The 11,515-nt window shown below is 61.7% G+C and carries 8 protein-coding genes; 3 read left to right on the forward strand and 5 right to left on the reverse strand.

Going from position 1 to position 11,515, the window contains the following annotated elements; translation table 11 throughout:
* Positions 1 to 45: 45 nt before the first annotated feature.
* Both E2F50_RS21570 and E2F50_RS21575 read left to right on the forward strand, forming a co-directional pair.
* Entirely contained in the window at positions 46 to 2,049 is a 2,004-nt protein-coding gene (locus tag E2F50_RS21570) for a hydantoinase/oxoprolinase family protein (protein WP_133318251.1), read from the forward strand.
* 102 nt (positions 2,050 to 2,151) lie between these two features.
* Positions 2,152 to 4,323 carry a malate synthase G gene (locus E2F50_RS21575; RefSeq protein ID WP_133318252.1) on the forward strand — a complete coding sequence of 724 codons (2,172 nt, stop codon included), beginning with the start codon at positions 2,152 to 2,154 and terminating at the stop codon, positions 4,321 to 4,323.
* 73 nt (positions 4,324 to 4,396) lie between these two features.
* Here E2F50_RS21575 and E2F50_RS21580 read toward each other — a convergent pair whose 3' ends face one another.
* The gene (locus E2F50_RS21580; protein ID WP_133318253.1) at positions 4,397 to 5,068 is read right to left on the reverse strand and encodes a L,D-transpeptidase; all 672 of its coding nucleotides are present in this window, start codon (positions 5,066 to 5,068) and stop codon (positions 4,397 to 4,399) included.
* Positions 5,069 to 5,245: 177 nt separating this feature from the next.
* Between E2F50_RS21580 and E2F50_RS21585 the strand changes: the two genes are divergently transcribed.
* On the forward strand, positions 5,246 to 5,734 hold the full coding sequence (locus E2F50_RS21585; RefSeq protein WP_133318267.1) for an MmcB family DNA repair protein: 489 nt from the start codon (positions 5,246 to 5,248) through the stop codon (positions 5,732 to 5,734).
* Here the strand turns inward: E2F50_RS21585 and E2F50_RS21590 are convergent, their stop codons facing one another.
* The 4 genes from E2F50_RS21590 to lhpI form a co-directional block, all read right to left on the reverse strand.
* Positions 5,735 to 6,310: an ActR/PrrA/RegA family redox response regulator transcription factor gene (locus tag E2F50_RS21590; protein ID WP_133318254.1), complete on the reverse strand. Its 576-nt coding sequence runs from the start codon at positions 6,308 to 6,310 to the stop codon at positions 5,735 to 5,737. It abuts the gene before it with no gap.
* A gap of 70 nt (positions 6,311 to 6,380) precedes the next feature.
* Positions 6,381 to 7,706: an ActS/PrrB/RegB family redox-sensitive histidine kinase gene (locus E2F50_RS21595; protein ID WP_133318268.1), complete on the reverse strand. Its 1,326-nt coding sequence runs from the start codon at positions 7,704 to 7,706 to the stop codon at positions 6,381 to 6,383.
* Positions 7,707 to 7,785: 79 nt separating this feature from the next.
* The gene (hrpB, locus tag E2F50_RS21600) at positions 7,786 to 10,242 is read right to left on the reverse strand and encodes an ATP-dependent helicase HrpB (protein ID WP_133318269.1); all 2,457 of its coding nucleotides are present in this window, start codon (positions 10,240 to 10,242) and stop codon (positions 7,786 to 7,788) included.
* Positions 10,243 to 10,271: 29 nt separating this feature from the next.
* Positions 10,272 to 11,228 (reverse strand): bifunctional Delta(1)-pyrroline-2-carboxylate/Delta(1)-piperideine-2-carboxylate reductase, encoded by a 957-nt coding sequence (gene lhpI / locus E2F50_RS21605; RefSeq protein WP_133318255.1) that lies wholly within the window; start codon positions 11,226 to 11,228, stop codon positions 10,272 to 10,274.
* Positions 11,229 to 11,515: the final 287 nt, after the last annotated feature.

Here is an 11,515-nt window from a genome sequence, read left to right on the forward strand (position 1 = left end):
GCCATGGGCTATTGATCGTGGAATCAAGATCGACGGGATTTCCGCGTGGCCTCAGCTCTCTTTCTCGGCATCGATACCGGCGGCACATATACGGACGCTGTCCTCCTGGATGAGCGGTACGGTATCGTGGCTAAAGCCAAGTCGCTGACGACCCGCCGTGATCTTGCCCAGGGCATTGCCGGCGCGGTCGATGCGGTGCTGGCCAAGGCAAGTGTCGAGGCTGCTCAGATCCGCCTCGTGTCCCTTTCGACAACTCTGGCAACCAATGCTCTGGTCGAGGGGCAGGGCGGACGGGCAGCTCTGATCATGATCGGCTTCGGGCCGCCGGACCTGTCGCGCGGCGGTCTCGCCGAAGCCTTGGGCAATGATCCCGTCCTTTTCCTGCCCGGCGGGCATGACGTGCATGGTAACGAGATGCCGCTGGATATGGATGCTCTGGAGGAGGCGTTGCCGGCAATCGTTGGCAGCGTTTCATCCTTTGCCGTTGCCGGCTATTTCGCAACGCGGAATCCGGCTCATGAAGTTCGGGTCCGAGAGCGGGTCCGCGCTCTGTCTTCGCTGCCGGTGACGTGCAGCCATGAACTTTCCTCTAAGCTGGGCGGGCCACGGCGCGCGCTGACGACACTTCTCAACGCGCGGCTGGTGTCCATCCTTGACCGCCTCGTCGGCGCCTGCGAACGGTTCCTTGCATCCCGCGCCATAGCTGCGCCTTTAATGGTTGTTCGCGGCGATGGCGCCCTTATCGCGGCATCGGAAGCACGGCTACGGCCGATCGAAACCATTCTCTCCGGCCCGGCCGCCAGCCTTGTCGGTGCTCGGTTCCTGACCGGTCTCGATGCAGCAGTCGTATCTGATATCGGCGGTACCACAACCGATGTGGCCGTGCTTGAAGATGGCAGGCCCAAGCTTGCAGAAGAGGGAGCGGTTGTTGGCGGCTACCGCACCATGGTGGAAGCGGTCGCTCTTCGAACCTATGGCCTGGGCGGAGATTCGGAAGTCCATATCGACGAGCGGGGGCTGGTTGCTCGCTTAACGCTCGGGCCGCGCAGGGTATTGCCGCTCAGCCTTGCAGCCGTTGCCCATGAGAACGATCTTCTCTCTCTTCTCGACAAGCAGCTGCGGGCTTCCCATGCCGGACGTCACGATGGCCGCTTCGCCATCAGAACCGGAATTCCGCAGGCTGCCGAGCAGGGTTTGCAGCCTCAGGAACGAGCGCTTTTTGCCCGTATTCCCGACACGCCGATCCCCTTGAACGATCTCCTATCGATGAATTCGCAGAAGGTTGTTCTGGACCGGCTCGTCGCTTCCGCCCTGGTCCATATCATTGCCATCACGCCCTCCGATGCCCTTCACGTTCTTGGGCGGCAAGGCCAGTGGTGTGAACCGGCAGCCAGGCTCGGCCTGGAGCTGGCTTGCCGTCGCAAGGATGGGGCAGGGCGGCAAATCGCTGCATCGCCCGAAGCGCTTGCTGCAGTGATCGTGGACCGGGTGACACGGCAGTCAGCGGAAGCTGTCTTGGCAGCCTGCCTTGCGGAAGATGGCGTTGAGGAAATTGACCCCGCTACGTCCCCTGCCGTGGATCGCGCTTTGCGACGGACGGTTGGCATCAGCCGGCTTTCCCTTTCCCTGGACCGACCGCTGGTGGGCCTCGGTGCCTCGGCACCTGTTTATTACCCGGCTATTGCCGACATGCTTGGCGCGCAAGCCGTTATCCCTGCCGACGCCGATGTGGCCAATGCCGTCGGTGCCGTCGTCGGGCAAGTGCGCGCCAGCGTCACCATTGTCGTGACCTCCCCTGAGGAAGGACATTTCCTGCTGGCGGGCGCCGGTGAAACCTTAGTCATTGCTGGAGAAGATCAGGCCCTGCAGGCGGCGCGCCAACGCGCTCGGGCAGCGGCGGCAGCCAAAGCCAAGCTGGAAGGTGCCGACGATGTCTTGATAGCCCTGTCAGAAGAAGCCGATGCGGCCGATATAGAAGGGACGCGCAGGCTTGTGGAAGCGCGGATCACCGCGACCGCGGCCGGCCGACCGAGAATCGCCCGAAGCTGATGGCGCAAGAGCCGCAGGAAGAGGCTTTGACCGCGCTGCATTGACAGGCAGCCGCTCGCGGGCAAAGTGTGGAAATACAATAACCGCACCGGGAGGTTACACATGGGTCGCATCGAAAAGAATGGCCTTTCGATTGACAGCGAGCTTTACGAGTTCCTGATCGAGGAGGCGCTAGCCGGCACCGGCGTCGATGCCGAGCGCTTCTTCTCCGAGTTCGCCAATATCGTGCACGATCTTGCCCCGAAAAACCGCGACCTTCTCGCCAAGCGGGATGCTTTCCAGGAGCAGCTGGACAACTGGTACAAGCAAAACGGCGCTCCGTCCGATCTCGCCGCCTACGAAGCCTTTCTGCGCGAGATAGGCTATCTTCTCCCGGAAGGCCCGGCATTTACGGTTTCGACGGAGAATGTCGATCCGGAAATCGCACAGCTTGCCGGACCGCAGCTGGTCGTTCCGGTCATGAATGCCCGCTATGCTCTCAATGCTGCAAACGCGCGCTGGGGTTCGCTCTATGATGCGCTTTATGGAACGGATGCCATTCCGGAAGCTGACGGTGCAGAAAAGGGCAAGGGATATAATCCAGCCCGCGGTGCCAAGGTGGTCGCCTGGGTGCGGGATTTTCTGGATCAGTCCGTGCCGTTTACGGGTGCAAGCTGGACAGCGCTGACGTCCTTTGTCGTTGCCGATGGCCGGCTCAAAGCGGCGGCTCAGGATGGCACCACTGTCGAGCTGGCGGATGCCACCCAATTTGCCGGATACCTCGGCGAACCGAACGAGCCGATGCAGATCCTTTTGAAAAAGAACGGCCTGCACATTGCTATCCTCATCGATGCGACGGCGGCGATCGGCAGGACCGATCCTGCCAAGATTTCCGATGTCTGGCTCGAATCGGCATTGACCACGATCATGGACTGCGAGGATTCCATTGCGGCCGTGGATGCGCAGGACAAGACGGCGGTCTACCGCAACTGGCTCGGCCTGATGAAGGGCGACCTTACAGAGGAAATCCGGAAAGGCGGCGAAACCTTCACCCGCAGCCTCAATCCAGACACCGAATACACTGCTCCTGACGGCTCCTCTCGTATGCTCAAGCGCCGCTCGCTGATGCTCATCCGCAATGTCGGCCACCTCATGACCAATCCTGCCATCCTCGATGCCGAGGGGCAGGAGGTTCCCGAAGGCATCATGGATGCCATGATCACGGCGCTGATCGCACTGCATGACATCGGCGCCGACGGCAGCCGCAAGAATTCGCGTGAAGGCTCGATGTATGTCGTCAAGCCGAAGATGCACGGCCCGGAAGAGGTGGCGTTTGCCTGCGAGATCTTCGCACGCGTCGAGCAGGCGCTCGGCATGGCGTCCAATACCATCAAGATGGGCATCATGGACGAGGAGCGCCGCACGACGGTAAACCTCAAGGAATGTATCCGCGCGGCACGCGAGCGCGTCGTCTTCATCAATACCGGCTTCCTCGATCGCACCGGCGACGAAATCCATACCTCAATGGAAGCCGGCCCGATGATCCGCAAAGGCGACATGAAGCAGGCGGCTTGGATCGCCGCTTATGAAAACTGGAATGTCGATATCGGCCTGGAATGCGGCCTCTCCGGTCACGCCCAGATCGGCAAGGGCATGTGGGCCATGCCGGATCTAATGGCGGCAATGCTGGAACAGAAGATCGCCCACCCCAAGGCTGGCGCCAATACGGCCTGGGTTCCCTCTCCCACGGCAGCGACTTTGCATGCCACGCACTACCACAAGGTGGATGTCGCAGCCGTCCAGGCCTCGTTGAAGAGCCGGCCGCGCGCCAAGCTTGGCGATATTCTGTCCGTACCGGTTGCCACAAGGCCCAACTGGACGCCTGAGGAAATCCAGCGCGAGCTGGATAACAATGCCCAGGGCATTCTGGGTTATGTCGTGCGTTGGGTCGATCAGGGCGTCGGCTGCTCCAAAGTGCCCGATATCAACAATATCGGCTTGATGGAAGACCGGGCGACACTGCGGATTTCCGCCCAGCACATGGCTAATTGGCTCCATCACGGGGTGGTAACGGAAGAGCAGGTTCGCGAGACGATGAAGCGCATGGCAGCTGTTGTCGACGGCCAGAATGCCGCAGATGCGCTTTACCGGCCCATGGCTCGCGACTGCGATGGGTCGGTGGCCTTTCAGGCAGCACTCGATCTGGTGCTGAAAGGCCGGGAACAACCGAATGGCTATACGGAACCGGTCCTCCATCGTCGGCGCCTAGAACTAAAGGCCAAGGCATCGGCCTGATACCGAACAACAAGAAAGGCCGCCGGATGTCATCCAGCGGCCTTTCTTTTCCCTAACCCGGTTTAGCGGGCATTTATTGGATCACGACGACCTTCGTCTGGCGGCCCGGACGGACACGGCTATACAGGTCGATCACGTCCTGGTTCATCAGGCGGATGCATCCCGAGGATGCGGCGGTTCCGATCGAGGCCCATTCCGGCGTGCCATGCAGGCGGAAAAGCGTGTCCTGTCCTTTTTCGTTGAACAGATACATGGCGCGCGCGCCCAGCGGGTTGCTGAGACCCGGCCCCATTCCGGCTTCAACATAACGAGCGATGTCGGGCCGACGAGCTGCCATTTCCTTGGGCGGATGCCATGTCGGCCATTCCTGCTTCCAGGCGACATAGGCGGTGCCGGACCAGGCAAATCCCTGCTTGCCGACGCCGATGCCGTAGCGCATCGCGCGACCACCCGGCAGGATATAATAAAGGAAGCGCTCGCGCGTATTGACGATCACCGTTCCTGGCTTCTCGACCGTGTCATAATTGACGATCTGCCGCACGAACTTCTTGTCCACGCGGTTGATTGGGATTGCCGGCAGGGTGTAACCTGCATCGGTAACCGAACCGTACGAATCGGTAAAGATCTGGGCGGTTTCAACACGCACAGGCATGTCGGCCTGTGCGGTGTCGGACGTCGTAGAGCAGCCGGCCAGGGCGAGAGGTGCCAACAGGCCGAGTGCGAGCATGCTATTGCAAAAGCGCATGGATATCTCTTGGGATGAACAATCGATTTAAATCGGTGCTTCAGCACCTTTCAAACCGGTTATTTTCCATAAGCTTCGGATTAGCAAGCTGCTGCAGTGCATCAGGAACGAGCCGGTCAATAATTGAAAAAAGCCATGGCGTTTTTGCAACATGTGCAGCAGCCTGAGCGGGAATTTATGACCATACTAAACATCGTTAGTAATAATCCCCTGATCGATGGACGCCAGTCTGCGCGCGCCCTGATGGTTCGCAAGGGCATACAGCTGCTTCTGCACGACATGCGGCATGCCATTTTGCCGGAACTCGTGCTGGCCAGCGGCCGGCGGGCCGACTTGGTTACGGTATCGGAAAAAGGCGAGATCTGGATTGTCGAGATCAAGACCTCCATCGAGGACTTCCGTGTCGACCGTAAATGGCCCGACTACCGGGCGCATTGCGACCGCCTGTTTTTTGCCACGCATAAGGAAGTGCCGCTCGACATCTTCCCGCAGGACTGCGGCCTCTTCCTTTCGGACGGATATGGAGCCCACCTGCTTCGCGAGGCGCCGGAACACAAGCTGTCGCCGGCCACCCGCAAAGCGATGATGCTCACCTTTTCGCGTGCGGCCGCCCATCGCCTGCTGCTGGCGGAATGGGCTAACGGCAAGAGCTTCGACGATATGTGACTATTTCGGCGCCCGCTTGGCCAGAATTCGCTGCAGCGTACGGCGGTGCATGTTCAAACGGCGTGCGGTTTCAGAAACATTACGCTCACACATTTCATAGACCCGCTGAATATGTTCCCAGCGCACTCGGTCGGCCGACATTGGATTTTCCGGCACGTCAGCCTTTTCACCCGGCCTTTGCGTCAGGGCATGAAAAATGTCGTCCGCATCGGCGGGTTTTGCCAGATAATCGAGCGCGCCGAGTTTGACCGCCGTCACCGCCGTTGCAATATTGCCGTATCCGGTGAGGACGATAACCTTGGTATCTTCGCGGTTCTCGCGGATCGCCTGGATGACGTCGAGCCCGTTGCCGTCACCTAGACGTAGGTCGCATACCGCATATTTGGGCGGGCGTGCCTTGGACTTGGCAATGCCCTCGGCAACCGATTCCGCCGTCTCCACCGAAAAGCCACGCATTTCCATGGCGCGGGCCAAACGACGGAGGAAAGGTCCGTCGTCGTCCACGATTAACAGGGAGGGATCCGAGCCGAGCATGGCGGCGGCCTGATCCTGCGAATATTCTGGTTGCGTATCCATGATCTGTTCTCCGCAAGCTCTGACGCCCGCTGTCTCTGCATTATGGCACTTAAGGTGCGTCAGCGTGAACCTATTTCGTATCGCGCGCTTCCATGACAGAGCGCGGCCAGACAATCTCGATACGGGCTCCAGGTTCGCCGGTCAGGCGGTTGCCGAACCGGATCGAGGCGCCGGAACGCTCAAGCAGCGTCTTGGCGATGAAGAGCCCGAGCCCCAATCCGCCTGCACGCTGATCTTCCTTCGGCCGCCTCGTCATATAGGGTTCGCCGATCTGGGAAAGAACATCCGGAGCGTAACCTTGTCCGTCATCTTCTATGGTGATTGCCACCCGCTCGGGGCCATGCTCCACAGTAACGATCACCTTGCTGTTCGCGTAATCGACGGCATTCTCAACAAGGTTGCCGAGCCCATAGAGGATGCCGGCATTGCGGGTGCCGACCGGCTCCGTTGCGCGGTCATTCTTGTCGATCAGTTCGATCTCGATGCCGAACTGCCTGTGCGGAGCAATCACTTCTTCAATCATGGACGAGAGAGGCAGCCGCCGCATATGTTCTTCACTCTCGGCCGATAGTGACGTGAGGCGGCGAAGAATGTCGCGGCAGCGCTCGCTCTGGCTCCTCAACAGCTGGACGTCTTCGCCAAACCGTTCGTCCTTGCCCAGTTCCCGTTCCATTTCCTTGGCGACCACGCTGATCGTGGCAAGCGGCGTCCCCAGTTCGTGAGCGGCTGCGGCCGCCAAGCCGTCGAGTTGCGAGAGATGCTTTTCTCGTTCAAGCACGAGTTCGGTGGCCGCGAGCGCATCGGCCAGCAGGGTGGCTTCCCGCGACACGCGATATGCATAGAAGGCCGCGAAGATCATCATCGATGCGATCGAGCACCAGACGCCTAGCTGCATGACCGGCTGGATGCGCAGCGTCTCCGCGGGATGCCAGGGCACATCATAGGGCGAAAAAGCCAGCACCGTGGTGCAGGCAAGTGCAAAAACGATGAGCACGACGGAGTGCCGGATCGGTTGGGAGGCAAAGGAGATAATGACGGGGACGCAGATGAGCGGCGCAAAGGGATTGCCCAGGCCGCCGGTGATAAACAGCAGCGACGCCATCTGAAGCAGGTCGAAGCCCAGCAAAGCCGCAGCTGACCTCGGTCCGAGCCGGTGAGTGGCCGGAAACCAGGCAGCCAGCAGGAGATTGGCTGCCGCCAGGGCCGCAACGAGAATGGCCGCTTCCATCAGGGGCAGGGGAAACCGCAGAACGAGGCTCACCGCCAGCACCGTTGTCGTCTGGCCGGCAACTGCCAGCCAGCGCAGCCGCACCAGGGTCTGCAGCCTCATTCGCCGGCTGGAATCGCTGAACTGGGGGGGCGGCGGCAAGGCCGCTGCTGTCTTGCTGGCAGGCATTCCGATATGGTCTTTCTTGATCGTCTCCACGTGGCACTGCTTTATCCTGCCCGCCGCCTTGCCCGTAGGCGGCATTCTGTCACGTCCCCCGCGGTTTCGCACGTGTCGTCGGCACGGCCTCGGCTGGATTTTCCGGCCAGGGATGCCGCGGATAGCGGCCGCGCATCTCGGCGCGGACATCCTTCCATGAGCCTGCCCAGAAACCCGACAGGTCGCGCGTGGTTTGGATGGGCCGGTGCGCAGGCGATGTCAATTCGAGGACCAGCGGCAGCTTGCCGCCCGCCACCGCCGGATGGCTCTTCAGTCCGAACAATTCCTGCACGCGGATTGCCAGGACCGGCTCTTCCCCGTCATATCGGATGGCATGGCGCTGCCCGGTGGGCGCCTCGAAATGGGTCGGTGCGAGTTTGTTGAGGTCCTGCGCCAACTCGTAAGGGATCATTGAACGTAAGCCTTCGCTTAAGCTTCCCGGATCGATGCTGTTCAACCCGGAAGCGCGTCCCTGGAACGGAACGAACCAGTCGTCAAGCCGGGCCAGCAGTACCTTGTCGCTGACATCCGGCCAAGGCTCGCCGATCGACCGATGCAGAAAACCGATGCGTGCCCGCAATTGCAGACTGTCCTTCGAGAAGGGGAGCGCATCGAGCCCCAGCTCACGCACGCCTTCTGCCAGGGCTCGCGCGGCCTCTTCGCCCACGGGGCGAGGCAAGGGCTTTTCACTAAAAATAATGGCGCCCAGCCTGCGCACCTGGCGGGCCCGCACCTCCCGGCTGCCGGCATCGAAGAAGCATTCCGCACCTTCCATTATGGCGTCCGAAAGCTCCTCCTCCACATCTGAACGGCTGATCTCAGCTGCCGCCAGGATGCGCGCCTTCGCCGCTCTCCCGGTCAGGTCGGCGACCACGAGCATTTGTGCAGCGGCCAGCCTATCCGTTTCCGGCAGCTCTGCGCCACGCCCATTGGCCATGACGAACCGGCCTCGACCGCCGCGCTGCAGCGCTATGCGGTCCGGATAAGCATGCAGCAGCAGATGCCCCGCGGCCGCGCCTCGGTCCGCCGCTCTTTTTGTCTTCGGCAGGTCAGAGGCAATCCTGGCCGCCAGCTTGCGCGCCGCCTCGGCCCGCTCGCCCTTTTCCATGCGGAACCGACGAAGTCGCTCGTCGAGATCCACGTCCGTGCCGCCCAGGCCCTGCTCCGTCAAGAGCACGGCGAGCAGGCAGGCCTGCTGCGCAAAGCCCTGTTCCGCCGAGGAAATCGCCATGGCGGCAAGGCGCGGCGGCAGTGCCAGATCGCGCATCAGCTTGCCTTTTTCCGTCATGCCACCGGAAGAATTGAGGGCAGCGAGCTGCCGCAGCAGCGCGCGCGCCTCTTTCAATGCCGGCGCCGGTGGCGGATCGAGAAAGGCAAGACTGGCCGGATCCTGCACGCCCCAATGAGCAAGATCGAGCGCCAGACCGGCAAGATCGCTGGCCAGGATCTGCGGCGGCGAAAAGGGTGGAAGGGCGGCCGTCTGACCCGGATGCCAGAGGCGGACGGCGATCCCGGGCTCGGTTCGGCCGGCGCGGCCGGCGCGCTGGTCGGCAGAGGCAAGCGAGACCTTCACCGTCTCCAGCCGGGTAATGCCGGTCGCCGGTTCGAAGACCGGCAGGCGTTGCAGGCCACTGTCGATGACGATCCGCACACCGTCTATGGTGATGGAGGTTTCTGCAATCGAGGTCGCCAGCACGATCTTGCGTGTGCCCGGCGCGGCGGGCCTGATCGCCAGATCCTGCTCCTTCTGGCTCAGATTGCCATAAAGCGGCACGACGAGCGTCTCGGAGCCGAACTTGCCTTCCAGCCGTTCCACCGTGCGGCGGATTTCCGCCTGTCCCGGCAGGAATGCGAGAATGGATCCTGCTTCTGCCCGGTGCGACTCGACGATCGCCCGGGTCATCGTCTCTTCGATCCGCTCATGGGGCGGCCGGTCCCGGTATCGTATGTCGATCGGGAAGCTGCGGCCCTGGCTCTTGATCACCGGCGGATTGTCGAGCAGGCGCGCCACCCTCTCCACATCCAGCGTCGCCGACATGACGACGATCCGAAGGTCCTCCCGCAGGGCCGCCTGGACGTCGAGCGCCAGTGCCAGGCCGAAATCGGCATCCAGGGAGCGCTCGTGGAATTCGTCGAAGAGGACGGCGGAAACCCCCTTCAGCTCAGGATCATCGAGGATCATGCGGGCAAACACACCCTCGGTCACCACCTCGATCCGCGTCATGGCCGAAATCCGGTTGTCGAGCCGCATGCGATAGCCGACCCGATCGCCAACGCTTTCGCTTAAGAGCCATGCCATGCGCGAGGCCGCCGCCCGTGCCGCCAGCCGCCTCGGCTCGAGCAGGATGATTTTGCCTGTGCACCAGGCCTCGTCCAGAAGCACCAGCGGCACCAGCGTGGTCTTGCCGGCGCCCGGCGGCGCCGAAAGCACAGCCCGATTGCCCTTGGCGAGCGCTGCGGTCATGTCCGGCAGGACCTGCGTGATCGGCAGTGGCGGCAGGATCATGACCGGCTCTGCCGCTTCGGGCGGAAGGCTCATGGATGGGCAACCCGTCCGCTGGCATGCCGATATGCGAGGATGGCACCGGCGAGATCCTCAAGAGCGGCCCCGACCGATTTGAAAAGCGTGATCTCTTCCGGACTTGTGCGCCCCGGATGTGCCGCACGGGCCAGCTCCGCCAGCTCCGCCCGAATATTCTCTTTCGAAATCACACCTGCCTCTATCGGCTGGACGAGATCGCCGCCTTCTTTGAGGGCGCCGGCGCGCGTATCCACAAACAGGGAGCAGCGCCGCACCGTCTCGTCGTCGCTTTCGCGCATGCTGGGCTTGTAGGCGCCGACAAGATCGAGATGCACGCCCGGCTTCAGCCAGGCACCGCGGATCAGGGGTTCGTGCGACAGCGTTGCACAGGAGATGATGTCGGCGCTGGAAACGGCCCGTTCCAGATCCTCGACGACCGCCGCATCGAGATCCAGGGCTCTTGCTTCCCGCGCCGTTTCCTCGGCTTTTTCACCGTTCCGCCCCCAGATCAGGAAGCGCTTCAGCGGCCGCGTCACCGCATGCGCTTGGCAGAGGTTAAGCGACAGCCGGCCGGTACCGATCATCAGCAGGGTTTCGGCATTGTCTCGGGCCAGGTATTTGGCCGCAAGCGCCGAGGTCGCCGCCGTGCGGCGGGCGGTCAGCTCTCCGCCCTCGATAATTGCCTGCATTTCACCGGTGGTCCCGGAGGAAAGCAGATAATTGCCGATGATGGTCGGCAGTGACCGCAGGTGGTTGTCGGGAAACAAGTTGAGGATCTTGACGCCGACATGTTCACCGGGCAGCCAGGCCGGCATGAGCAGCATGACTGCAGATGTCCCGCCGGGCACCTCCATATCATGATGATGACGTACCGGCATGACGCAGTCGCTCCGAAACATCGTCTCGACCGCCTCGATTAGGTCAGCCCAGGGCAGCGCGTTTCGGGTCTGCTCTTCGTTCAATACCAGCATGTTCGGCTCCAACCTCAATGCCCGCACCTTATCAAGGCCCGCCCTGCGGATGGAAGCCTTTCCGCGCTTTCGGCAATAAGATCGGCTTGATCGTGATGGCGCACCACCACGAAGCTCATGACAGCAGCAAGACGGAAAAATGACAATTTTTTAAATTGGCTGTTGACTTGTTTGGTTGGTTAGATTTATAAACCGCTCACTGACGAGGGCGGCGGCGCTGCTGGCGACGAAGTCCTTTGTTCTTGAGAAATCCTTATTAAGTTGGCGCATGCTGATTGGGACCGGGT

Origin of the sequence: Rhizobium deserti (assembly GCF_004358025.1) — a bacterium.
Taxonomy (GTDB): Bacteria; Pseudomonadota; Alphaproteobacteria; order Rhizobiales; family Rhizobiaceae; genus Neorhizobium; species Neorhizobium deserti.

Coding starts and splice junctions, on each gene's coding strand:
- lhpI (WP_133318255.1), bottom strand. CDS start 11,228: ATGCTGGTATTGAACGAAGAGCAGACCCGAAACGCGCTGCCCTGGGCT.
- E2F50_RS21575 (WP_133318252.1), top strand. CDS start 2,152: ATGGGTCGCATCGAAAAGAATGGCCTTTCGATTGACAGCGAGCTTTAC.
- E2F50_RS21590 (WP_133318254.1), bottom strand. CDS start 6,310: ATGGATACGCAACCAGAATATTCGCAGGATCAGGCCGCCGCCATGCTC.
- hrpB (WP_133318269.1), bottom strand. CDS start 10,242: ATGATCCTGCCGCCACTGCCGATCACGCAGGTCCTGCCGGACATGACC.
- E2F50_RS21585 (WP_133318267.1), top strand. CDS start 5,246: ATGACCATACTAAACATCGTTAGTAATAATCCCCTGATCGATGGACGC.
- E2F50_RS21580 (WP_133318253.1), bottom strand. CDS start 5,068: ATGCGCTTTTGCAATAGCATGCTCGCACTCGGCCTGTTGGCACCTCTC.
- E2F50_RS21595 (WP_133318268.1), bottom strand. CDS start 7,706: ATGCCTGCCAGCAAGACAGCAGCGGCCTTGCCGCCGCCCCCCCAGTTC.